Here is a 23,355-nt window from a genome sequence, read left to right as displayed (position 1 = left end):
TCTGTTTGCCACATAAGCCGTGCCTTTTCCCTTAACTCACCCAACGTGACTGCCGAATCACACTGCAAAAATTCAGCGGTGAGAACGTGGGCTGTTTATCGGCAATAACGTCTGCTTTGACGTTGCCAAAGGTGGTATCCGGTTTATGTTTGATGCCGTCATAGAAGGCCTGAATGATCTCTTCTTTAAATTGCGCCGGACGGGGATGCTGTTGCACGACCGCTTCACGTTCTGCATCGGCGAATTGTTCATAGTTGATCCCCAACACATCCATTTCCACGCCTGCGGTGACCAGGGCAATTTCCGGTGCCATAAATTGTGGGATGCCAGGTGTGGTGTGCAGGGCAATAGCGGTCCACACTTTGTCGATATCTGCCTGCTGCACGCCATAACCTTGTAAAAAGTCGCGCGCCGCGTTGGCACCATCCACTTCAAAGCGCTTATCACAGCTGCAGTGTTCGTGCGTCAGGCCGATGTCATGGAACATACAACCGACGTACAACAACTCCCTGTCCACATTGAGATTGAGACGCTGACCGGCCAGTGCAGCCCAGTAATAGACGCGGCTGGAATGATGGAACAGCAGGTCGGATTCTGTATCACGTACAAAGTGGGTTGCGTCGCGCGTCATCTGGCTGTCGGGAATGTTGATGCCGTTAATTGAAAATTTCATGAGGTTTCTCGCGGTTCAGTGAAGTTGAAATTAGCTTAACGCGAGCGCAGAATGTCTTGAATTGATGTTTAACGATGAATCTGGACATTTAGACCAATGCAGACGGTAAGATCAGAATGAATCATCAGATCACGCTACTGGCGGTGCCGGGCACACAGTTGCTGGATGTATCGGGTCCGCTGGATGTGTTCGCCGAAGCTAATCGGGTGCTGAATCGCACGGTCTATCACTTGCGTGTGATGTCGCTTGATTCAGCCACCGTCCAGTGTTCCTCCGGTGTGCGATTGCTGGCGGATATGATGTTGGCAGATCAGCATCAGCCACATACTTTTCTGATTGCCGGTGCGCCTGATGCCATGAAACTGGCATTAACCGCGACGCAAATCGAACAGGTGATCCAACTTTGCCAGGGAAGCCAGCGTTATGGTTCGGTGTGCACGGGCGCGCTGCTACTCGCGCAAACCGGTTTATTGCGAGGTAAAAAGTCACGACACACTGGGCATGTGCTGCGGCGCTGGCCGAGCAGATTCCGGATGCGCACGTGGAAGCGGATGCCCTGTATGTTGCCGATGGTAAATTGCGCACGGCTGCTGGCGTGACCTCCGGACTGGATATGGCGTTGCGGCTGGTGGAAGAGGATCTGGGACGTGAGCTGGCACAGGACATTGCGGCCAATTTAGTGATGTTCTTTCAGCGACCGGTCACGCAGGGGCACTTTGCGCGTAAGCGGCAAGTTTCGCTGGCGGGACGCAGCACGTTTCAGGAAATGCAGCGCTGGGCACTGGCTAATCTGGCACAGATTAACGGGTTGCACGATATGGCTGCACATATGCAAATCAGCGCACGCCATTTGGCACGACTGTTTCGTCAGGAGATGGATGTCCAGGCCGGCAGTTGGCTGGAGAATGCGCGCATTGAACATGCGCGCAGTTTATTGGAGCAGGGAACGCTACCGCTGAAAGCCATCCCTGCTGCCTGTGGTTATCACAGTGCCGACGTATTACGCCGGGCATTTGTGAAAGTTACCGGTATGACGCCATCGATGTACCGCAAAATGTTTACCCGGTAGTCTGCAAGCTTATTCAGGCCAATTATCCAGTACGCGTTGGCGCACATCTTCTGGATAACCCTGCGCGAACGAGGCGTGCAAATGGCGCTGAGTCTGCAAGGTATCAAACACCACTTTGGCCCCTTTGCCGGCAACGTACTCCGCTTCGTCATAACACTGTGGCAGGCGAATCACGCGCTGATCGTCAAATACGGCACGACGACCCACTGGATGAACGCGGGTGGATAAAGCCCACACCACTTCACGCAGATGGGTAGGATCAAAGTCATCATCCACCACGTACACTTTCGGGATAAACACCATCGCATCGGTTTTAAACAGCACTTCACCGATACGTTGCGTCAACTCTTCGCTACTGACGCCCGGCAACTGTTCACGCCAGTTTTCTGGCATCACCACCAATAGCCAGTGCACGGTTGAATCCTCCGGAATCCACGTGGTTTTAACCGGTATTTCAGCCTGGCGCAAATGCGTCAGGGCATCTGCCGCTAAGCCCATCGCCCACAATGTATGCGACTCATCGGTAGGACGACCGGTGATCGACATCGGCCAAATCGGATCGTCGCGATGCGTAATGGTCTCAACGTGGAAGGTAGGTTGTGCCGATGAACCCTCACCGAGATAACCGCCGTATTCGCCGTAAGGACCTTCCTGGCAATCGCGCTCAATCGACACGTGCCCTTCAATCACGATTTCTGCCGTTGCCGGGACATCAAGCTCAAGGCTGATGGCTTTCACCACCGGAACCGCCTCGCCCGCCAGCGTACCAATATAATCTGCCTCATCGGCATGAGCGGGAATCGGGATGCCGGAAATGCAGGAAATGGCCGGCGCGGGCCCTTGCACCAGCGCATAGGGCATTGGCTCACCGCGTGCGACCCACTGTGTCCAGATTTGACCAATATGCTGGCTGGGTACAATTAAGCCCACCATGCGCTTGCCATCCACTTTCATCACGCGCGCAATCGACCAGTTGACCCATTTACCGTCGGGCGTTTTAACAATCAGCGTGCCCCAGGTGTTGGCGTAGCGGCCGCCGTCTTTGTCGTGGGCGAAAGGAATGGGGAAGCGATCAAGATTGGCGTCATCGCCACGTAAAATATTCTGCTGGCACTCGGCTTGAGCGGACTCCACGCGCACAGGCGGAATGCCAGGTTTTAAGCGGGCCTGATACAGGGCTTCGATGATTTCAGGGCCAGTGGACTCGGGTGCCAGACCCAGTGACATCGCCACGCGGGCGTAAGGCATCTCACTGCGAGAAGATAAAGCCGCCGGTGCGCCAAACAGACGAAAACCGGATGCCACCCCAGCGACCTTGTGGAACAGCGGTGCCGGTGACTGAATTTCATAACTGCGACGCGTTATCGCGCTTAGCTCATAATCGCCATCCACCTCGCGATGCACATGCATGATGTCGCCCATTTCATCGAGCGCGCTAATAAAACTGCGTAAATCCCCGTAATATTTCATCAAGCTCTCCTTAAGCCGTAGTAGTGGAACGTGATCCGGTCCAACGTTGGGTCACATTGTTGTCGAGGCCGAACTGATCGAGAATGCGTGACAGGGTATGGTTGATGAGGGTTACAAAAGGCGTTACCCAGTGGGCCGACTCTCAGTACACTGTAAGACGTTTCCGAAAAGACAAAAGTGCACGCCCGTTGCGCCCGTCATCCCGATAACAATCTTCATAAGCATTCCGATTTATTATATAGTTTGAGTTCAAACTGTTTGTGTTCGAACTATAGTTTTGACGATTAGAGGAGTCAAGTGCATCAATGTCACAAAATCCTGACTTAATTCTCGCTGCCCCCTTGTGGCCGCACGGCGATTGTTCGTTAATGCACCTTGTGCGCCGTGCCGGACAGCACTCGACATTTTGTTGGTCCCAGTGCGTAGAGACCGGTCTTTCGGCAGTGCAGTATGCGATTCTGGTGGTGCTGGCCGAAGAAACAGCGTGTGATCAGCAAACCCTGGGACAACGCGCTGGCTTTGATAAAGCCACAGGAACCTATGTCATTGATCGCATGACTAAAAGTGGTTTACTGAATGTCGTGACGGACACCAATAACCGTCGCCGTAAACTGGTGTCCATGACCGCTGAAGGGGAAGTGATGATGAATCGAATGGTGGAACAGGCCAAAAGTGCGGAGAAGATGATTACCGCAGGGCTGGACAGCCAGGATATCGCGGACCTGAAGCGCTTATTAAGCAAGCTGGGCGGATTGCAGGAACCTGAATAACATGCCGCAAACAACCCATGCCGAGCAGCACGGAGAGCCGAAACCGGATCTCACCATCGGCTTTTTGTTGATGAAAAGTTTCACACTGGCTTCTGTTGCCGGGCTGGTGGAATCGCTGCGCTTTGCGGCGGACGAATCGTTCACCAGTCGCCAGATTTTCTGCCGCTGGGAGTGGATGACCTGCGATAACCAACCCGTCACCGCCAGCTGTGGTTTACCGGTATCGCCGACTGCGAATCTCGATTTCGCCAGGGGCTGGGATTATTTCGTGGTAGCGGGGGGATTGCTGGAAGAAACGCGCCAGTCACCGCCGTGGTTGCTGCAAGCGCTGCGCGATTTACACGCGCGTAATATTCCCATTATCACGCTGTGCAGCGGCGCTTTTGTCGCGGGCAACGCGGGCTTGCTGGATGGACGTCATTGCGCGATTCATTTCACCACGCGCGATGAGTTTCGCCTGCGTTTCCCCAAAGCGATCCCGGTGATCGACAAGACCTACATCAAAGATGGCGGCATCATCTCGTGTCCAGGTGGGACCGCGATCGATCTGGCCGCCGATCTGATTCGGCAGCACTGTGGCTTAGTGCGCTCGCAAAAAGTGCTGAAATATCTGCTGGTGGAAGAACCGGCCGCGCCGGTGAAAAAAACACAGCAGAAAAACAATCTTAACGAGCCGGATGTGTATGAAAACGACTTGGTGAATAAGGTGATCGAGTTTATGAAGCATCACCTTGATTCGCCGGTGCCGCTGGCGGATGTGGCAGAGTTTGCCAGCGTGACGTTCCGCCAGCTCAATCTGATTTTCACCAAATGCACCGGTTATTCTGCTGCTGTTTACTGGCGCCGTATGCGACTGGAGCAAGCGCGCAAGTTAATGGCCGATTCCAGCAACAGCATCAACGCTATCGCCACCGCCACCGGTTTTGCCGATGCCTCACACCTCATTGCCTGGTTCCGTAAACAGTATGGCGAAACGCCAAGCTCGTTTCGCAAACGGCGGCGAGTGGTGGAGAGATTGGTGAAGGAGTAGGGGCCGGTTGGCCCCTTTTTGCATTACTGCGAGTGCTTCGACAGCGTGCGAGTGACCGACTGCGGTGGGAGTTCTTCATCCAGCGAGGCGGCATCGTTCAGATTGCGTGAGGCGGTTTCAGGGGCGAGGAACCAGGAAACAGTCAGGCAGATAAACGTAATGCCTGCCGCGATATACATAGTGGAACCAATGCCGATGGTTTGCAGTGAAATGGGTACCAGATAGGTGCCGACGCTGCGCCAATGCGTGACATTGATGTGCCGATGCCCACCGCGCCAGTGCGAATTTCAGTCGGGAAGATTTCATTCGGATACACCAGTTGCAGCACCTGCGCACCGCCAATAAACAGGGCGTAAGCGCCAAACATCAGCAGAATGATCATCGATGGCCCATCGCGCAGGCGCCCAGCAACAGCAGCGCCAGGCCAGACCACAGGAAGCTGTGCAGCAGCAGTTTGCGGCGTCCCAGTGAATTAACCAGACGCGTACCGATAACACAGCCCACCACAAACAGTAGCGTGATCGCTATCGAACCGTAGGAGGCCCAATCGCCGCTCAGATGCAGCGCCTGCAACACTTTCGGTGCGAAGGCGTAGACGGCAAATACCGGAATCACCGAGCAGGTCCAGAAGAGGGTTACAAATGCCATCCGCTTGCCATAGCCTGAATGCAGCAGGCTGCCGAAAGACAAATGTTTGTTTTCCGCTTGCTCAGGCAAATTCTTCAAGCTGAAACTGCTGCCGTAGACGCGACGGATAACCGCCTCGGCTTCCTGATGCCGTCCTTTACTGATCAGCCAACGCGGTGATTCTGGCGTGCCCATGCGTATTATTAACAGCAGGGCACCGATCGCTGCCGTGCTCGCCAGCGTGTAACGCCACGCCTCCGCACCACCGAAATTGAGAAGTGCTTCTCCAACCAGATATGCGGTCGCAGCACCGGCAAACCACAAAATGGTCAGAGTTGCCAGACAAGGTCCGCGCGACTTCTTCGGCATAAATTCAACCAGAAAGGCGGTGGCAACCGGATATTCTATTCCTACCGCGATACCCGTCATGAAGCGCAGCGCGAATAATACTTCACCACTTTGCACCCAGAATTGAGCGAGCGAGCAGAGAATGAATAAAGTCGGACCTACGAAATAAATCATGCGGCGACCCAGTCGATCGGTGAGGACTCCGCCCATAAAGCCGCCGAAGAAAATACCGATCAGGGCGGAAGCCGCAATTAAACCTTCCCATAATGGGCTCAGTCCTAATGCCGGCGACACTTTCGTCATGGCTATGCCAATAATACTCAGCACATAGCCATCGACGAAAGAGCCGCCACCAGAACGCACCGTTAATAAACGGTGGAAACGGTTAATAGGAACATCTTCAACAGACATGTTATTGGACATGTTTTACTCCAGTCTCTATTTGGCGAGGTGAAAAACCCTTACGCCAATACGAATGAAGTCAGCACTCTGAGCGGTGAATGCTTAACTTCATTAGGACGCCAGATAAATAAAAAACCTGTAGCGATGATTTAAAATTTATTCAGAAACGTTACTGTTCACCGTTTTACTCACCACGGTGCGGGTTGACCACCAGCACACCAGCGAACCCAGGCTGACCATCGCCGTGCCTTGCCAAAATGACAGGGTGAGGTGAGAATTGAGGATAAATGCCGCTAAAATAGATGAAATAATCGGGATAAAGTACGATGCCGCTGCCAGCATCGTGACATTGCCATGCAAAATTCCCACATTCCATGCCGCATAACCAAATCCCATTGCCATCGCCGCCAGGGCCAGAGATATCCATGTTTGTACCGAGGTATCAAACGGTGGCTGCGGTGAGGTAAAGTATTTAACCCACAGCGTTAATGCCGTTAATATAAAGAACAGCGTGATGCCATTACTGCCGTTGGCAATTTTCTTGGTGACCACACAATATATTGACCAGATGACCGCGCCAGTAAATGCCAGGCCATAACTCAATGGGTTGTCCATAATATTATGGATCATTTCATCGATCGAAAAACCTTGATCGCCACCGAGCACACGACAAATGCCCGCCACCGCCAGAATGACGCCGGGAATAATCAGCGGGCTGACTTTCTGCCGGTTAACAATCACCGCCAATACAATCGTCATGCTGGGCCACAGATAATTCACCATGCCCACCTCAATGGCCTGCCGCCCACTGTGGGTGAATCCGAGCGAGAGCGACAGGCAGAGTTCATAACAGACAAACAGCAGGCTACCGATGATGATGTACTGACGCGGGAATTTACGCAGATTGGGAAAGCCCACGCTGAAGAGCAGCAAAATGGCACTGCAGCTGTAGATCAACGCTGCGCCTGCGATCGGGCCAAAGCCTTCACTGACGCTTTTGATTAATCCCACGATCGCGCTCCATAACAGGATGGCAATCAAACCTATGAGCGTCGCTTTCTTTTGGGGCATCACCCGCTACCTCTTATACACAATGTTCACCTGAAACGCTGGTGGAAGCTTACCTGTTAAATCCAGGTTAAAACTATGCCGACTGACACGCCGTGTAAAGACATGGCGGATGCCGATAGTTGTGGAATGTGATCGTTATCTGAATTCATTTAGAAAATTATTACAGCGATGAAAATAAATTAAAATATTGAAAGTAATAAATAAATTATCATTTGTCGGTAAGAATGTTCCACCCGGCCGTATTTCCTTTGTATTTTTAAAGTATACAAAAAACTTATCCCGATTGACCTTGCTGCGTACGGTATGCAAATTGTTAACAAACGCAACCAGACGGCGTTGCATTTGGTCCTGAATTCACCTGGAGATTTCGTGATGACTTTTGAAGGTATCTACACCCCTGCTATTACTCCTTACGCTGCAGACGGCAGCATCGATTACGCTGCATTTGCTAACGTACTGGAGTCACTGATTGAAGCGCGAGTCCACGGCATCATCATTGGTGGTTCCACCGGCGAGTATTATGCACAAAGCGCGGAAGAGCGTCTTTCTCTGGTTGAACATGCACGTAAAGTGATTGGCAATCGCCTGCCACTGATTGTTGGCACCGGCGCGATTCGCACCGAAGATGCTGTGGCGTTCGCGACTCATGCACGTGACCACAAAGCCGATGCGATTCTGGTGACCTCACCGCCGTATGCGTTGCCGACCGAGCTGGAAAATGCCCATCATGCGCTGACCATCGATAAAGCCGCTCAGTTGCCGATCATGCTCTACAACTATCCCGGCCGCATGGGAATCTCCATGGGTGAAACCTACTTCCGCGAAGTGAGCCGCTCTAAAAACGTGATCGCGATTAAAGAAAGCTCAGGTGATTTCAACAATCTGCATCTGCTGGCGTGTCAATTCCCAAATATCGCACTCTCTTGTGGCTGGGACGATCAGGCGCTGGAATTCTTTGCCTGGGGCGCACGCAGCTGGGTTTGTGCTGGCTCTAACTTCATCCCACGTGAACATGTGGCGCTGTACAACGCGTGCGTTGTTGAGAAAGACTTCGACAAAGGGCGCAAGATCATGGCGGCGATGATGCCATTGATGAACTTCCTCGACGGCGGCAAGTTTGTGCAATCCATCAAGCACTGTGCCGAGTTGGCAGGCTTGAAAGCGGGTCCGGTACGTGCACCACTGCAGGCGCTGGAAGAAGCAGAAAAAGCACAGCTGCAGGCCGTGATCGACGGTGTGAAACGTAATGTGGCAGCTGTGGCCGTGCTGTAAGGAGTGCGTATGAAACAGATTCAAACGCTAAGCGATGTGGTCAACGTAGCGCGTGAGCTGCGATTCCCCGATCAGGCATTCATTAACGGTCGTTTTACCCCGGCCATTTCTGGCAACACGCTGGAAACCACCAATCCAGCGACCGGTGATATTTTGACGCATATCGCCGCTTGCAGCAGTGCTGATGTGAACGTGGCAGTGCAGAGTGCACGTCATGCGTTCGACGCAGGTAGCTGGAGCCAGCTTCATCCCGGCGAGCGTAAAGCCGTATTACTCAAGCTCGCTGATTTGCTGGAAAACGAAGTTGTGCAACTGGCGGTGATGGAAAGTCTCGACAGCGGTAAACCGGTCAGCGAATGTCTGGCGGTGGATGTACCTGAGACGATTCACGTGATCCGCTGGCATGCTGAAGCCATCGATAAGCTCTACGATCAAACTGCGCCAACAGGCAGCGCTGCGATGGCGATGATCGTACGTGAACCGATTGGCGTGGTGGGCTGCGTGCTCCCATGGAATTTCCCGTTACTAATGCTGGCCTGGAAGATCGGCCCGGCGTTGGCGGCTGGCTGCTCGGTGATTGTGAAACCCGCAGAGCAAACCTCTCTGACGGCACTTCGTGTAGCAGAACTGGCGCACGAAGCAGGTGTACCAGCTGGCGTACTCAACATTGTTACCGGCACCGGGAAAGACGTAGGCGAGCCGATTGGTCTGCATCACGACATCGATATGGTGAGTTTCACCGGTTCAACCGCCACCGGCCGCCGCTTCCTGCACTATTCGGCAGAATCAAATCTGAAGAAGATCGTGCTGGAGTGCGGCGGTAAAACCCGGCGCTGGTGTTTGATGATGCCGATGATTTGGCCAGTGTTGCCGCCAATGTGCTTAACGGCGCATTCTGGAACATGGGTGAGAACTGCTCGGCGACATCACGTTTGCTGGTGCAGGAAGGCATTAAGGACAAACTGCTGGCACATATCGCCGAGCAGATCGGCGAATGGCGCATGGGCAATCCGCTCGATCCTGAGAATCGCCTTGGCACGATGATCACTACTGAGCATTTCTGCAAAGTGAGTGACTATTTGAAAACCGCACGCAAAGAAGGATTACGCATTATTCAGGGCGGATTCACCGACCGGGGTATCTACGTGCAGCCGACCATCGTTGATGGCGTGACGCCAAAAAGCGCACTGTTCCGCGAGGAAATTTTTGGACCGGTGCTGTCTGTCACCACCTTCAAAACTGAAGCTGAAGCGATCGCTTTGGCCAATGACACCGATTACGGTCTGGCGGCCTCGGTGTACACCGGTAAACTCAGCCGTGCCATCCGCGTATCTCGCGCGGTACGTGCCGGAACCGTGACGGTCAACTGCTTTGGCGAAGGCGATGCCACTACGCCGTTCGGCGGCTATAAGCAATCTGGCTTCGGCGGCCGCGATAAATCTGTTTTCGCGCTCGATCAGTACACCGAATTAAAAACCATCTGGATTGATGTGCCTGCCGAGTAACGTCAATGCCCGCTACGGATGGCGGGCGCAATGACAAATAGAATAATCTTCTACTCATCTTTTCTGCTGTAACTCTTTGTTATCCCGTCAAAGCCTGTTCTGTGATCAACCGCAGAATGCACAAAATATCCCATATTTATTTTTGCTGTATACACACTTTTTCTGTAGGTTAAGCAGGAATTGAGTGCGTAATGACATTACAGGAGGTCACATTGAGATCGGGAAAAGCTGCGTTATACGAAGATTTAAAACGCCTTATTTTGACCATGGAACTGGATCCTGACGAACTGCTGGATGAAGCCAGCCTGACCGGACAATATGGTCTTTCGCGCACGCCGGTGCGTGAGGTGTTCCAGCGTCTGGCCGGGGAAGGTTTCCTCGAGATTGTCGAGAAACGCGGGGTACGCGTTATCCCGATGAGCCACTCCACGCTGCGTAACTTCTTCCTGGTGGCGCCCATGATCTATGCGGCAACCGGTCGGCTGGCGGTGCAGAATTTCAAACCCTCACAGCTGAAATCGCTGAAAGAGACGCAAAAGCGTTTCCGGAAAGCGGTGCAAACCCGTGACGCCGAAGCGCTGGCGCTGGAGAACAATCGTTTTCACGAGATCATGGGTGAAATGGCCGCCAATCCTTATTTGCAGCCGAGTCTGGGCCGTTTGCTGATCGACCATTGCCGAATTGGTCACACCTTCTTCCGCCCACAAAATGCAGATATGGAACAACGCTTACAGCTGGCTGCCGACCATCACGATGCTTTTATCAGCGCGATTGAAGCGCGTGATGAACAGAAAGTGGTGGATTTGGTATTTGAGCATTGGGATTTGTCGCGGGAAAATATGGAAATCTTTATCGCGCCACAGGGTTTGAAAGCAGATGATTTGGTGCAGTCACCTTAGGTGACCGCCGCGGGTCGCGGCGGCCTTCAGGCCGCCCACAGACGCCTTGACCTCAGAATATAAAGCCGCTTACTCGTTGCCCCACTGATTCAGGAAGTTAGCGATCTCATCGATACGCTGCGCTTGAATGCCTGATTCCTGGGCCATCTCTTGCTGCGACGCTTCACTGATTTCTTCGTTGTTCATCAAACGGGTCAACAGCAGCTGGAAATAGCGTGCTAACGGTTCACGTTCCGCTTCGCTGACTTCAATGTCGCTTTCTGTCGCGTATTCATCGGCGATATCAAAATATTTAAGGTCAATTTCATTATTCATCATGTGTTCCCAAAGAAATGCTGTAGCCCAATATGGCTGAGATAATCTGGCGCGGAAGGAAAGGATTGATCATCAGACCTTGAGCATTTTCACTGCTGCATCAATATCGACTTCATCTTCCGTGAAGATCAGGGTCGTACCCTGGAAGGTGGTCACCGCCAGTTTCTTCACCGAGCGCATTTCGTTCACTTCAGTGGCAGATTTAGGCTTGATGCTGTTCATCAGGATGCCGACAGACAACACGGTGTTTTCTTTATTAATCCGTGTTTCAACAGGCTCTTCTTCACTGTAAACCACGTACGACTTGATTGAGGTCAGCTTCAGGCGCTCACCCGCAATAAAGATATATTTGCTGTCCGGCACGACTTTCACCGCAAAAGCGGACAAACCCTTGTTGTTAGTGGTGGGTTCAAATGTTACTGCCGCATCTTTTTGATCAGATCAGGGTTGGCGACCTTAATCACATGAAAATAACGGTTATCTCCGTTTTCATCTTTGATAAATCCAAAACCTTTATCTTGAAACCAGGTCGTGATTGTTCCGTTCATCGCCATTACCGCCTACTTAATCGTTAATCTAATCAGTTTTTTGCAGCGCGCAGTGTAATGCACATTGCCTGCGCAGACCACGCCTTTGCTTTAAGTCTGGACGATAATTTTGCGCTAAGCGAGTGTGCGGCAGGGTGAAGCGGCAAAATTCGTCAGTTCACGGAAAATTGGTTATCATCCGCACCCACTTTCCAGCCGGTCATTCTGATGTCTACGATTATCGATACCTTCATTGCTCCGCCATGTTCTGACGAGATCGAGATCCTTTATCAGGACGAGCATCTGGTATTGATCAACAAACCGGCCGGACTGCTCAGCCTTTCAGGCAAAAATCCGCAAAATATCGATTCGGTGCATCATCGACTGGTCAAGATTTTCCATGGCTGCACACTGGTGCACCGCCTGGATTTTGGCACGTCCGGATTGATGGTCGTGGCGCGCAATAAAGCCACTAACGCCGTGCTGTGTCAGCAGTTTAGCCAGCGCAGTGTCACCAAAGTTTACAGTGCGCTACTCTGCGGGCATCTCAACTCGGATCAGGGCGTGATTGATGCAGCGATTGCTAAAGATCCCGCGCTGTTTCCCTTGATGTCGATTTGCACCGTGAGCGGCAAGCCTGCGCGCTCGCGCTATCAGGTGGTTGAACGCTTTTCACGCCAGCTGGAAGAGGGCAGAACGCTGTCACTCACGCGAGTGCAGTTAATGCCAGAAACCGGACGCACCCATCAGCTGCGTATTCACTGCCAGCAACTCGGATACCCGATTTTGGGTTGTGATCTGTATGGTGGCCTGCAGCAGCCGGGGACCGAGAAAACGCCACGGCTGATGCTTCATGCTAGCGAGCTGCATTTTGAGCATCCGGTGAGCGGAGAGAAGATCGCAGCGCACAATGCCAGCCCGTTTTGACACGGGCTGAACGGTTTACCACATCAGATCATCAGGTACTTTAAAGTCGGCGTACGGATCGTCCTCATCCTGCTCTTCCTGACTCAATGCGCTGTTCAGCACAATACTGTCCGCGTCGCGCTGCGCGATTTTATCGGCTACGCTGGCGGGAATAATCGCGTACTTGCTTTCACCTTTGTTATCAACTGCTAAACGCGCAATCGCCAGACGACCGCCGATCAGCTGAGCTTGCGTGATTTTATCCACCGCGATTTTCTTTATTAAATTATTATCGGTGAAGTTAAAATCGATGGTGCCTTTAGCCACGGTAATAGCATTCATTTCAATCAGTTGCTTAACCTGCGCTTTATACTCTTTGGATAACGTCGCTTGCTTTTGCTGTTCGCTCAGCAGCTTATCGCGCTCGATTTGCGCTTTTTTGTTCTCTTCAACCGCCTCTCTGGCCTCGCGCGCCTGCACGCGTGACTTCTTGGCGGTGCGTTGCACTTTGTCCATTTTCTTGCTGGAGACTAATCCCGCTTTAAGCATCTGCTCTTGTAAGGTGAGCTTTGTCATCTTCGTTTCCAAATCTGGTAAATAATCTGCGCGATTATAGCTGGATTTGTACTGGCTGTGCCAGGACGCAGCGTGGTAAGGCGGCGATCATGAGAAAAATACGCGTGTTGAGGCCGAGGGCTTTGACTGCTCTAACAAAAAATAGGATTCTTATCAGAATTCACCGCCCGTTGCATTGCGGGGGTCTATTGAACTCAGAATCTTAACATCATCACTTTTCTACAGGTAATATCGGCAATGGCTCTGATCCCTAGAAACTACTCGCGTTTAGAAAGCGGCTACCGTGAGAAAGCACTCAAAATCTATCCATGGGTATGCGGACGCTGCGCGCGGGAGTTTGTGTATTCCAACCTACGTGAGTTGACGGTTCACCATATCGATCACGACCACACCAATAACCCGGAAGATGGCAGTAACTGGGAGTTGCTGTGTCTGTATTGCCATGACCATGAACACTCCAAGTACACTGAAGCTGACCAGTATGGAACCACCGTGGTGGCGGGCGAGGATGCGCAGAAGGATATCGATGCAGCAACCTATAATCCGTTTGCGGATTTGAAGTCGATGTTAAGCAAGAATAAATAAGCTTAGGTGGTGATCTACAGGCATTAAAAAACCCGCTCAAGGCGGGTTTTTTTATCAGTATTGCTTAACTGCTCAGACTTTTGTCTTCATCGCGTTTGTAAGCGCCACTGATAACAAGCTCAACTTACAGAGCAGTTACGTTTGCTGCTGCTGGGCCTTTAGCACCATTCTCGATGGTGAAAGAAACCTGCTGACCTTCATCAAGAGTCTTGAAGTTGTCGCTCTGGATAGCAGAGAAATGTACGAATACATCTTTGGTGCCATCGTTAGGAGTGATGAAGCCGAAACCTTTATCAGCGTTGAACCATTTTACTAAACCAGTCATTTTGTTAGACATAGAAAATTCCTTAATTAATGAGCCACTAAGTGTGGCGATGATGGCCTGTAATTTGAGAGTGACTTATGTGGCACTTAGGAGGAGGCTCATTGAGAAGGGTATCTATTGATAACACCTGAACTGAGGACTGCTTTACTAAAACTGCGTGCATAAGGTCTGTATTCCAAACCGGTGACGCATTAAGACATAGCCAAATCCTTTTAGCAACGTTTATCTCAATATTATTTTACACACTTGCCCAAACAACGCCGTGACATCTCACCCGTGATGAAAGGCGTTCATCTCGAAAACTCCCCCTCATTTTGCGATCCATAACACAATCATATCGCGATCATATTGACAACATTTCATGAGATTCAGTAAAACTTTATACATCAGGTATACATGGTAAATACCTGTGAAATGCACTAAATGCTTACGCTCTACACCGCTAACAAACCCTACGTTGTGCTGGCCAATTGGCGGGTACAAAAAACGAATAACGTGTATTGGAGTAACGGAATTGCAAAAGATCACCTCTCTGCCTGCCGATGATTCGATGCCTGGCTGGTTCCACACCAGCGCAGCACGCACGCCGTGTCCGGCGCATATCGGTCAGAAAAAAGTGCGTTTCGCCATTGTGGGCGCGGGCTTAACCGGTTTGGCGGCGGCGCGGCAGCTGGCGCTGAATTTCCCCCACGATGAAGTGGTGTTAATTGAGGCGCAGGAGGTGGGCTATGGATCGGCAGGACGCAATGCCGGTTTCGCTATCGATGTACCGCACGATATCGGGGCAAAGGACTATATCGGCGACGTCACGATTGCGAATAAAATTCTCAAACTGAATACGCTGGGGCAGAACTATTTGCGCCAGATCGTGCAAGACCATCGTATCGAATGCCAGATGACGGAATCTGGCAAGTATCAGGCATCCGTGGGCAAGCAAGGTACTGCGATACTCGAAGCCTACCGCAGCGGACTGGCAAAAATTGGTCGCGAGTCGGAGATGATTTCCGGTCAAGACTTGCCAGATCACATTGGCACTTCTTACTACAAACAGGCGCTGTACATTCCTGGCACCATCTTGCTGCAACCTTCAGCGTTAGTGAAAGGGTTGGCAGATAATCTGCCAGCAAACGTCACGCTCTACGAGTACACGCCGATTACCTCAATCGATTACGGTGATAAAGTCACGCTGGTGCACGATAAGGGCAGCATCACCGCAGACACGCTAATCCTCGCTAACAACGGCTTTGCCTCGCACTTTGGTTTCCTGCAGCGCCGTCTGCTGCCGACCTTCCTTTATGGCAGCCTGTCGCGCCAGCTGACTGAAGACGAGCAGGCGCGCTTAGGGGGGAAAGCAGTGTGGGGCGTGATTCCCGCGCATCCGTTTGGCAGCACCATTCGCCGCACCGTGGATAATCGTATTCTGGTACGCAATAGCTTCAGCTTCCAGCCAGACGGCAGACCGCGTGAGAAGTACCTGAAGCAGTATCTGGAAAATCACCGTAAATCGTTTGAACGTCGCTTCCCGATGCTGCCGCAGGTGGATTTCGAATACACCTGGAGCGGGGCAATTTGCCTGTCAGAAAACCACGAGGGCTTCTTCGGCAAGCTGGCGCCTAACGTCTATGGCGCACTGTGCTGCAACGGCTTGGGGATTACGCGTGGTACGGCAACCGGCAAATTGATTGCAGATATGATCGCGGGCGAGAAAAACGAGTTGATCGATTTTCTCACCCAATCACCGGGTCCAAATCTCACGCCAGCGGAGCCCTTCCTGTCGATTGGCGTTAACTCGGTGCTGAAGTGGGGCCAGTACCGTGCAGGGATGGAAGTATAAGTTTTTCCTTTATCCCGGTTGAGTTGATCACCCTGTCGCCGTCAGCAATGGCGGTGCCGTGGCAGGGCGCACCGACGCCAGCAACTGCTGCGTGTAGGCATGCACCGGCCGCTGCCAGATCTGCTGGTGGTCGCCTTGCTCCACTATCTCGCCTTGATACATCACCATACCCGATCCGCGATGTAACGGACCACCGCCAGATCGTGGGAGATAAACAGCAGCGACAGGTTGCGCTGCTGTTTCAGACTCACCAGCAGATTCAAAATCTGCGCCTGAACCGACACATCCAGCGCGGACACCGGTTCGTCGCAAATCAGCAAGTCCGGGTTAAGTATCAGCGCGCGAGCAATGCCAATGCGCTGACGCTGCCCACCGGAAAACTCATGCGGATGGCGTTTCAGCGCATTGAACGGCAAGCCGACCTGCTCAAGCATCTCGTGCACCGCCCGCCGTTGCTCCGTACGTGAACCTCGTGCATGCACGCGCAAAGGCGTGAGCAGAATCTCTTCCACCGTGTGGCGTGGATTGAGTGAGGAGAACGGATCCTGAAAGATCATCTGGATGCGCGGTCGCCAGGCCGCACGCTGCCGGTTGTTGAGGTGATCGATCCGCTCCCCCGCGAAGTGAATCTGACCGCCATCCGGTTTCAGCAATCCTAACAGCAGGCGCGACAGTGTTGATTTACCGCAGCCAGATTCACCCACCAGCCAAGTGTCTCTCCGGGTTGAATATGCAATGAGACATCGCGCACTGAAGCGCTGCCCGCTGGCATGGAAGGATAACGAAACTGCAAGTCATCAATCGCCAGCAGCGGCGCTGCCTGCGCATCAATCGCCGGTAGCGTGGGGGCTTCGGGCGTCACAAGGCGCGGCGGACCGTCCGGCTGATGCACAATCTCTGTCAGGCGACGTTGACGATAATGGGGTGTTTCCCCCGCATGCAGCGAAGCCGCCAGCAATCCACGGCTATAAGGGTGTTGCGGCTGGTGGAATAGCGCGGCTTTAGGGCTCTCTTCGACTTTCACGCCGCGATATAGCACCGCCACGCGATCGGCATATTGCTCGACTAATCCGAGATCGTGAGTGATAAACAGCACGCTCATGCCAAGTTCATGGCGCAGGCGATCCAGCAGCTCCAGAATCTGACGCTGCACGGTGGCATCCAACGCGGTAGTGGGTTCATCGGCAATCAACAGCTGCGGTTCGCAGGCCATTGCCATGGCAATCATGATGCGCTGGCGTTGGCCGCCAGAGAAATGGTGTGGATAATCATCAACGCGTTGTTGCGCGTGAGCGATGTTCACTTGTTCCAGCAGGCTAATGGCACGCTGGCGCGCCTCATGCCGGTTCAACCCAAGATGCAACTGCACGCTTTCGGCTAACTGTTGTCCGACGGTCAGCACCGGATTCAGCGAGGTCATCGGATCCTGAAAGATCATGGCGATGGATTTGCCACGCAGCCGACGTAATGTGGCCTCCGGCTGTGCCAACAGATTTAACCCCTGGTAGTGAATCTCACCTTCCAGCGTGGCGGCTGGCGGCGTTAAACGTAACGCTGCCAGGGCACTGATTGATTTGCCACTGCCCGATTCGCCAACCAATGCCAGCATCTCGCCGGGTTGCACGCTAAGATTGAGATCCTGTACCGCATAACGATCACCAAAACGGACGGAGAAGTGACGAAATTCCAGTATTGCGCTCATTGGGAAGCTCCTTTACGACGCGGATTGAGCCAGTCATTGAGTGCATCGCCCAATAAATTCAAAGCCAGTATGGTCGCGGCCAATGCACTGCCGGGCAGCACGGCCAGATACCAGGCGTTCTGCAACGACTGACGACCATCGCCAATCATGCCGCCCCAACTGATGCGATTAGGATCGCTAAAGCCAAGAAAACCCAATGAGGATTCGGTCAAAATGGCACTGGCCATCATCACCGACAGCGTGACGATCAAAGTAGGCAGCAGATTGGGCAACACCTCACGCACTAATATGCGCAGCGGGCTGTAACCCAGCGTTTGTGCCGCGAGCACAAATTCCTGATGACGCAGCAGACGGCACTCCGCCCGCACCAGCCGCGCAATCATCGGCCAGCTCGCTACGCCAATCGCGCCAGCAATATAATTCACCGTGGGATGTCCAATCGCGACCAGCACCACCACCAGTAAAAAAGCCGGGAAGGTCTGGAACAGCTCGCTGATACGCGTGACGATGCGATCGGTTTTACCACCGAAATACCCAGCGCTGGCCCCTGCAATCAGGCCAATCACCACGCTCACCACCACCGCGATAGTGCCGATTTGCAGTGAAACCCGCGCGCCATGAAATATTCCTGCGGCCACATCGCGCCCGAGAGAATCAGTGCCAAGCGGAAACTGCGCATCATCACCCGGCCAGAGAAACGGTTGAGCCACCATTTCCAGCGGGTCACCGGGATACAACCAACCGGCCAGTAACGCCATCAGCAGCACGATGGCCAGCAGCAGACTGCCCAGCACCACTTCCAGCGATCGAAACCAACGACTCCAGGCGGATAATGGCGTGAATGAGAGTGTGAGGGCCTTCATGCGCGGCCCTCCATACGCGGGTCGATCAGGCTTTGCAGCACATCGACCAGCACATTCACTATCACCACCATAAAGGCCGACAGCAGCAATATGCCGAGCACCACATTGAAATCACGCGCCACGATAGCTTCCATCGCCAGGCTGCCTAATCCTGGCCAGCTGAACACGGTTTCAATCACGGCAGCACCCCCCAAAAGATTGCCAAAATATAACCCTGCAACGGTGGTCACCGGGGTCAGCGCGCAGCGCAGCATATGACGCAGCACGATGCGCCACGGTGACAGACCTTTGGCGTGTGCGGTGCGAATGAAATCCTGATCGGCGACGTCCAGCAATGCGCTGCGGGTCAGGCGGGCGTAAATCGCGATGAAGTAACTGCTAAGCGCCAGCACCGGTAACAGTGCATGTTGCAGTTTATCCAGCAACGCGCCACCCGCCGAGAGATTGGCGCCGATCGTTTGGTTGCCGCCGCTGGGCAGCCAGTTGAGCTGTACTGAAAACAGCAGCAACACCAACAATCCAATCCAGAAGCCGGGCAGGGAATACAGCAGCAGGTTCACCAGCGTTAGCAGACGATCCGGCCATTTATTGGCCCAGACCGCCATGACGATACCGAAGCCAATCCCGACCACCAACGCCATGGCTTGTGCCAGCAGCATCAGCAATAACGTATCGGGTAAACGGCCGAGTATCAGCCCTGTGACATCGGTGCCAAAGCGTGGAGAATAACCGAGGCTGAAGTGCGCCAGGTGCCACAGATAGTTCCAGAACTGCGTCAGAACCGGCTGGTCGAGACCGTATTCGGCTCGCAGCCACGCCATGGTTTCGGCGGAGGCACTGCCAGACTGGCTGGCCATCACATCCACCACATCGCCGGGTACCAGTTGCAGTAAAACGAATACCACCAGTACGATCCCCAACGCAGCGGGAAGAGCCTGGATCAGTGCATCACGCAATGCATAAAGTACGCGCCGGGTAGTGCGTGACAGCGGACGTACGGGTTGGCGATCGGACGCGTGGCTGCGCGACATCAAAGGGTCCATTGTGCCCCCCGATCCCAATGCGCAGGGCGCAGCGCCGCCTGAAAACTGTTTACCAGCGTCAGCGTGTCATAAACCGGCAAGCCAAAGCGCGCCTGCAATAGCGCGCTAAATGGCGCAAGGTTGGTGCATTCCAGTAGCAGTGCGCCGCTGTTGGGGAAGCGTTGTAGAGCGCTGGCCGCCGCACTAAGCACTTCATCGGCCAGCGTTGCCCAGTTCACGCTGCTGTCGCCTTCGCGGATAGAGCGCACAAACTCAGAATCTGCTGGCATACCGGCCACCTGCGCCTCTGCAGGAATGCCCACACGGGTGAGGTAATCCGCCTTTAAGGTGCTCTCATCAAACGTCAGAATCAGTGGAGGGCGGTTAGCCGGCAAGATCTGGCGCAGGCTGACATACTGCAACAGGCTGCTGGTAACGATGGGTACCGGTGACCAGGCCGCCAGTTCCTGTTGATACCACGAAAGATAGCCGCAGCTGGTGGTGAGCCCATCGACGCCCTGATCAATCAAGGTCTGAGCCGCACGTTTAAACGGCTCCAGCAGCGCGTGCTCACCCAAATGGCCCATGCGCTGAGGGATGGCCTCGTCCACCACCTGATAGCGCACCGGGAAGGGCCAGGTTTGCGGATTACCAATATCGCCCTGGTAGCGACGAAATGCGGTTTTGACCATCAGAATGCCAATGGTGGCTGGTTGGTGTGTGGATTGCGTCATGATTGGGATCCCTGAAAATACCGAAAGGCATAATGAGGATTGACGTTAACAAAGGGGGCTGGCAGGCAGAATGAATTAAAAGCGCAAAAGTTTTGCGCTTTTCTGATAAAGAAAACCGGCAGCGTTGATTAACCGGTTTATTTATTATTACGAGTGAGGATTTATTTGGCTGCCTTATCGAGCCACACACTGGATAAATTACCTTCCAGACCGTCGGCGGTAGGCGAGTCATCATGAACATGTTTACTGCGGATGGTAATAAATTGCGGAGAGGCCAGATTAATATCCGGCAGTTCCTGCTGCACGATGTCCTGGAACTGCTGGAATTCCGCCACGCGCTTCGCTGAGTCGTTCTCGGTCTGGGCCGCTTCCAGCAACTGATCAACCTGAGGATTCTGGTAATGAGAGATATTGGTGAAGGGCACTCCTGGACGATAGTTCTTTGACCAATACAGGCGCTGCACACCGACGGTAGGATCGTACAGGTTGGCATATTGATCGATGGAGAAAGAAAAATCGCGTTGAGTAAACACGCGAGTCGCATAGGTTGACAGATCCTGCGAGCGCAGCGTCACGGCAATGCCCACGCGCGCTAAGGCCGATCGCACAAACTCGGCGTTACGACGGAAAGTATCGTCAAAGGTGTTGTAATCCAGCGTCACGCGCAGGCGCACGCCGTCATCGCCTTTCTTATAGCCCGCCTCATCCAGCAAGGCGTTTGCCGCTGCCAAATCGTATTGATAAGGAGAAGGCTTAGTGCTGTGGAACGCTTTCAGGTTAGGCCCAACTGGGGTTTCAGTGGGTGTGGCATAGCCAAAATAAACCACATTCAACAGCGCCTTACGGTTGATACTGTGCGCGATGGCCTGGCGCACGCGCAGGTCTTTAAACAGTTTGTCATCGAGGTTGAAGTGGATTGATGCCACGCTATTGGAGTAGTTGTAGCCTTGAGTTTCAAATTCTAACCTGGGGTTTTCCTGCAGGCGTTTCAGCTCGCTAAGCGCGATCGGCGTACGATAGCCAATATCCGCCTGACCGGTTTGTAATGCCAGTGAACGCACGGTGGGATCGGTTGAGAATTTCACTACCAGCTGGTCGATATAAGGCTTGGGCGCATCCCAGTAGTGCGGATTGCGCTTATAGAGGATGTAGCTGCCGCGTTCCCATTTATCGAAAATATACGGCCCGGTACCTATCGGCGCATTGTTGTTAGGGTTCTTCAGCACATCTCCGTTTTCATAGATGTGCTTAGGGAGGATCGGCGTTTCTCCGGCGGCAAAAGCGGTGATCAGATAAGGCGCCGGATGGCTAAGCACCAGCACCGCAGTGAGATCGTCCGGCGTTTCGATGCTGGCAACATTAGCAAAGGTCGATTTGGCTCGCGGATGGGTTTTCTTCAGCAAATCGAGTGAGAAGGCCACATCTGCAGAGGTAAAGGGCTGCCCATCATGCCATTTCACCCCTTTACGCAGGTGGAAGGTATAGCGCTTGCCGTCTGGACTGATATCCCACGAGGTGGCCAATTGTGGCAGCGGGTGGAGATTATAGTCGTAGGTCAACAATCCTTCATTGACCTTGGCGCTGGTGGCAATCACCGGCTGTGCGACCGTTGCCAGCGCCACCAGAGCTGAAGGCTCACTGGGTAAAATCAGTGTCAACGTCCCGCCTTTCTGTGGCGTTTCAGCATGCGCTGAAATAAGACTAAGCGTTCCCATTAGTGTAATAAATAAAATCCGACTCAAGCGCCGTAATACATTCATTTCGCGAACCCTTTTGAGAGAATAATAACGTTATTGCAGGCTCAGGGAAATTATCAGTCGGGTATAGATTTGACTATTAACTAAAGTGGCATTGGTTTGCCGTAAAGCGGATATTAATCGAGGATGGTGCTGATAACACCAGGCCGTTATTCCTAACGACCTTTTCATTGATGAAGTCGGCTAAATTACCACTTCATTTCGCCAGTATTCACTTTAGCACTTAATTCCAGTGAGCTTTCATCCGGTAAATTGGGATAAGCGGTCTTCATTGTCTCAATCACTGCCGCAGAACCCTTATGCTGTTGCAGCGCTTTTTCAAAGCTTTGCAGGTAGTTAAGCGTGAAGGTGACTGCATTATCGCCGGAAGGGCGTGCGCCGATGTAATGACCGGGGATCACCACCTTGGGATTAAGCCGCTGAATTTCAGTGAGGACGTTGCGCCACTGCTCACGGCTGGCTGGCGTTTGCGTATCTGCCGTCCAAACGTGGATGCCAGCCGCAATGGCGGTTCCGCCCAACACGGCTTTGTTGGCGGGGATCCACAGATAAGCTGATTTATCACCTGCATGGCGCAATTCTACACGCTCTCCATCCACGCTAAATGAGGTCTGATGCGTAATCTGCGGTACATACAACTGAGTGGGGGCGCCACCTGGCATTTTCGGGCCCCAGTATTCCAGTTTGGCGGCTTTAGTGGCTTCGATATGCTCTACCACCGTGGGCGCCGCGACAATTTTCACCTGCGGGAAGGCTTTGACGATGGGCTCAAGTCCGAAGTAGAAGTCAGGATCGCCTGAGGTAATCACGATTTGCGTGAGTTTTTTACCGCTGGCTTTAATCATCTCCACCAGTTTCTCGCCATCTTTAGGGCTGAATTGGGCATCCACCAATATCGCTTCATGCGGGCCAGAAATCAGGGTTGAAGATACCGGAAACACCCCTTGCTCCTGTGGATTGTATACCGCCAAATGCAGGGGGGCAGCAAATGCTGGGCTGGCTGCCAGCGCTAACGTTAGCGTCAATGACTTCATCTTCATCTCATTTTCCTTTCAGTGGCAACATGGCCGTTA

Annotated in this window: 26 protein-coding genes and 2 pseudogenes; 10 read left to right on the top strand and 18 right to left on the bottom strand. The window is 53.0% G+C overall.

Annotated features, from left to right (window positions below; all coding sequences use genetic code 11):
- Positions 1–31: 31 nt before the first annotated feature.
- Positions 32–673, bottom strand: a complete 642-nt coding sequence (locus HA45_RS06250) for an HD domain-containing protein (protein ID WP_100703732.1) — start codon at positions 671–673, stop codon at positions 32–34.
- 116 nt (positions 674–789) lie between these two features.
- On the opposite strand from HA45_RS06250, the gene HA45_RS28940 reads away from it, so the two are divergent.
- Both HA45_RS28940 and HA45_RS28935 read left to right on the top strand, forming a co-directional pair.
- Positions 790–1,272: a DJ-1/PfpI family protein gene (locus tag HA45_RS28940; RefSeq protein WP_366557320.1), complete on the top strand. Its 483-nt coding sequence runs from the start codon at positions 790–792 to the stop codon at positions 1,270–1,272.
- Positions 1,215–1,742, top strand: coding sequence for a GlxA family transcriptional regulator (locus HA45_RS28935; RefSeq protein ID WP_366557319.1), 528 nt, complete (start codon positions 1,215–1,217; stop codon positions 1,740–1,742). The genes HA45_RS28940 and HA45_RS28935 overlap by 58 nt, the downstream gene beginning before the upstream one ends.
- A gap of 9 nt (positions 1,743–1,751) precedes the next feature.
- Here HA45_RS28935 and HA45_RS06240 read toward each other — a convergent pair whose 3' ends face one another.
- Positions 1,752–3,212 (bottom strand): UbiD family decarboxylase, encoded by a 1,461-nt coding sequence (locus HA45_RS06240; RefSeq protein ID WP_100703734.1) that lies wholly within the window; start codon positions 3,210–3,212, stop codon positions 1,752–1,754.
- Between the two features lie 305 nt (positions 3,213–3,517).
- Between HA45_RS06240 and HA45_RS06235 the strand changes: the two genes are divergently transcribed.
- Together HA45_RS06235 and HA45_RS06230 are read left to right on the top strand one after the other, a co-directional pair.
- Positions 3,518–3,982, top strand: a complete 465-nt coding sequence (locus HA45_RS06235) for a MarR family winged helix-turn-helix transcriptional regulator (RefSeq protein WP_100703735.1) — start codon at positions 3,518–3,520, stop codon at positions 3,980–3,982.
- Position 3,983: 1 nt separating this feature from the next.
- Positions 3,984–5,012, top strand: a complete 1,029-nt coding sequence (locus tag HA45_RS06230; protein ID WP_100703736.1) for a GlxA family transcriptional regulator — start codon at positions 3,984–3,986, stop codon at positions 5,010–5,012.
- A 23-nt stretch (positions 5,013–5,035) separates the two neighbouring features.
- On the opposite strand, the gene HA45_RS29310 is transcribed toward HA45_RS06230, so the two are convergent.
- The 4 genes from HA45_RS29310 to yddG all read right to left on the bottom strand — a co-directional run bounded on the left by HA45_RS29310 (position 5,036) and on the right by yddG (position 7,460).
- Entirely contained in the window at positions 5,036–5,191 is a 156-nt protein-coding gene (locus HA45_RS29310; RefSeq protein ID WP_436405001.1) for a hypothetical protein, read from the bottom strand.
- Complete coding sequence (locus tag HA45_RS29305) at positions 5,155–5,394, bottom strand: hypothetical protein (RefSeq protein WP_436405000.1); 240 nt, start codon at positions 5,392–5,394, stop codon at positions 5,155–5,157. The genes HA45_RS29310 and HA45_RS29305 overlap by 37 nt, the downstream gene beginning before the upstream one ends.
- A complete protein-coding gene (locus HA45_RS06225; protein WP_436404999.1) occupies positions 5,391–6,410 on the bottom strand; it encodes an MFS transporter in 1,020 nt (339 codons plus the stop codon). The genes HA45_RS29305 and HA45_RS06225 overlap by 4 nt, the downstream gene beginning before the upstream one ends.
- Before the next feature lie 135 nt (positions 6,411–6,545).
- The gene (gene yddG / locus HA45_RS06220) at positions 6,546–7,460 is read right to left on the bottom strand and encodes an aromatic amino acid DMT transporter YddG (protein ID WP_100703738.1); all 915 of its coding nucleotides are present in this window, start codon (positions 7,458–7,460) and stop codon (positions 6,546–6,548) included.
- Between the two features lie 372 nt (positions 7,461–7,832).
- On the opposite strand from yddG, the gene HA45_RS06215 reads away from it, so the two are divergent.
- The 3 genes and pseudogenes from HA45_RS06215 to HA45_RS06205 all read left to right on the top strand — a co-directional run bounded on the left by HA45_RS06215 (position 7,833) and on the right by HA45_RS06205 (position 11,136).
- Positions 7,833–8,732 (top strand): dihydrodipicolinate synthase family protein, encoded by a 900-nt coding sequence (locus HA45_RS06215; protein ID WP_100703861.1) that lies wholly within the window; start codon positions 7,833–7,835, stop codon positions 8,730–8,732.
- A 9-nt stretch (positions 8,733–8,741) separates the two neighbouring features.
- A pseudogene (locus tag HA45_RS28930) lies at positions 8,742–10,237 on the top strand (aldehyde dehydrogenase).
- Positions 10,238–10,449: 212 nt separating this feature from the next.
- A complete protein-coding gene (locus HA45_RS06205) occupies positions 10,450–11,136 on the top strand; it encodes a GntR family transcriptional regulator (protein WP_100703862.1) in 687 nt (228 codons plus the stop codon).
- A 69-nt stretch (positions 11,137–11,205) separates the two neighbouring features.
- Here the strand turns inward: HA45_RS06205 and HA45_RS06200 are convergent, their stop codons facing one another.
- Both HA45_RS06200 and HA45_RS06195 read right to left on the bottom strand, forming a co-directional pair.
- Positions 11,206–11,451 carry a DUF2543 family protein gene (locus HA45_RS06200; RefSeq protein ID WP_100703740.1) on the bottom strand — a complete coding sequence of 82 codons (246 nt, stop codon included), beginning with the start codon at positions 11,449–11,451 and terminating at the stop codon, positions 11,206–11,208.
- Positions 11,452–11,523: 72 nt separating this feature from the next.
- Positions 11,524–12,005: pseudogene (locus tag HA45_RS06195) on the bottom strand (cold-shock protein).
- A 201-nt stretch (positions 12,006–12,206) separates the two neighbouring features.
- On the opposite strand from HA45_RS06195, the gene HA45_RS06190 reads away from it, so the two are divergent.
- A complete protein-coding gene (locus HA45_RS06190) occupies positions 12,207–12,905 on the top strand; it encodes an RluA family pseudouridine synthase (protein WP_100703742.1) in 699 nt (232 codons plus the stop codon).
- A gap of 15 nt (positions 12,906–12,920) precedes the next feature.
- On the opposite strand, the gene HA45_RS06185 is transcribed toward HA45_RS06190, so the two are convergent.
- Positions 12,921–13,460, bottom strand: a complete 540-nt coding sequence (locus tag HA45_RS06185) for a DUF2058 domain-containing protein (RefSeq protein WP_100703743.1) — start codon at positions 13,458–13,460, stop codon at positions 12,921–12,923.
- 237 nt (positions 13,461–13,697) lie between these two features.
- Between HA45_RS06185 and yajD the strand changes: the two genes are divergently transcribed.
- Positions 13,698–14,045 (top strand): HNH nuclease YajD, encoded by a 348-nt coding sequence (gene yajD / locus HA45_RS06180; protein ID WP_100703744.1) that lies wholly within the window; start codon positions 13,698–13,700, stop codon positions 14,043–14,045.
- Positions 14,046–14,169: 124 nt separating this feature from the next.
- Here yajD and cspE read toward each other — a convergent pair whose 3' ends face one another.
- Complete coding sequence (gene cspE, locus HA45_RS06175) at positions 14,170–14,382, bottom strand: transcription antiterminator/RNA stability regulator CspE (RefSeq protein WP_100703745.1); 213 nt, start codon at positions 14,380–14,382, stop codon at positions 14,170–14,172.
- Positions 14,383–14,884: 502 nt separating this feature from the next.
- On the opposite strand from cspE, the gene HA45_RS06170 reads away from it, so the two are divergent.
- Positions 14,885–16,204, top strand: a complete 1,320-nt coding sequence (locus HA45_RS06170; RefSeq protein ID WP_100703746.1) for an NAD(P)/FAD-dependent oxidoreductase — start codon at positions 14,885–14,887, stop codon at positions 16,202–16,204.
- A gap of 27 nt (positions 16,205–16,231) precedes the next feature.
- Here the strand turns inward: HA45_RS06170 and HA45_RS28005 are convergent, their stop codons facing one another.
- The 8 genes from HA45_RS28005 to HA45_RS06140 all read right to left on the bottom strand — a co-directional run bounded on the left by HA45_RS28005 (position 16,232) and on the right by HA45_RS06140 (position 23,322).
- Positions 16,232–16,372 carry a hypothetical protein gene (locus HA45_RS28005; RefSeq protein ID WP_240629272.1) on the bottom strand — a complete coding sequence of 47 codons (141 nt, stop codon included), beginning with the start codon at positions 16,370–16,372 and terminating at the stop codon, positions 16,232–16,234.
- Complete coding sequence (locus tag HA45_RS28000) at positions 16,366–16,908, bottom strand: ATP-binding cassette domain-containing protein (protein ID WP_244563408.1); 543 nt, start codon at positions 16,906–16,908, stop codon at positions 16,366–16,368. The genes HA45_RS28005 and HA45_RS28000 overlap by 7 nt, the downstream gene beginning before the upstream one ends.
- Positions 16,860–17,906, bottom strand: coding sequence for an ATP-binding cassette domain-containing protein (locus HA45_RS27995; protein WP_244563407.1), 1,047 nt, complete (start codon positions 17,904–17,906; stop codon positions 16,860–16,862). The genes HA45_RS28000 and HA45_RS27995 overlap by 49 nt, the downstream gene beginning before the upstream one ends.
- Entirely contained in the window at positions 17,903–18,769 is an 867-nt protein-coding gene (locus HA45_RS06160; protein ID WP_100703747.1) for an ABC transporter permease, read from the bottom strand. The genes HA45_RS27995 and HA45_RS06160 overlap by 4 nt, the downstream gene beginning before the upstream one ends.
- Entirely contained in the window at positions 18,766–19,800 is a 1,035-nt protein-coding gene (locus HA45_RS06155; protein WP_240629274.1) for an ABC transporter permease, read from the bottom strand. Before HA45_RS06155 ends, HA45_RS06160 begins: the two co-directional genes overlap by 4 nt.
- The gene (locus tag HA45_RS06150) at positions 19,800–20,525 is read right to left on the bottom strand and encodes an aspartate/glutamate racemase family protein (RefSeq protein WP_100703748.1); all 726 of its coding nucleotides are present in this window, start codon (positions 20,523–20,525) and stop codon (positions 19,800–19,802) included. Before HA45_RS06150 ends, HA45_RS06155 begins: the two co-directional genes overlap by 1 nt.
- 161 nt (positions 20,526–20,686) lie before the next feature.
- Positions 20,687–22,285, bottom strand: a complete 1,599-nt coding sequence (locus tag HA45_RS06145; protein ID WP_100703749.1) for an ABC transporter substrate-binding protein — start codon at positions 22,283–22,285, stop codon at positions 20,687–20,689.
- 185 nt (positions 22,286–22,470) lie between these two features.
- A complete protein-coding gene (locus tag HA45_RS06140) occupies positions 22,471–23,322 on the bottom strand; it encodes a Vmh family MBL fold metallo-hydrolase (RefSeq protein WP_100703750.1) in 852 nt (283 codons plus the stop codon).
- Between the last annotated feature and the right edge of the window lie 33 nt (positions 23,323–23,355).

Origin of the sequence: Pantoea rodasii (assembly GCF_002095465.1) — a bacterium.
GTDB classification, from domain to species: Bacteria; Pseudomonadota; Gammaproteobacteria; order Enterobacterales; family Enterobacteriaceae; genus Pantoea; species Pantoea rodasii.
The sequence above is the reverse complement of the archived record's forward strand: the minus strand, read 5'-3'. Positions and strand labels throughout refer to the sequence as shown.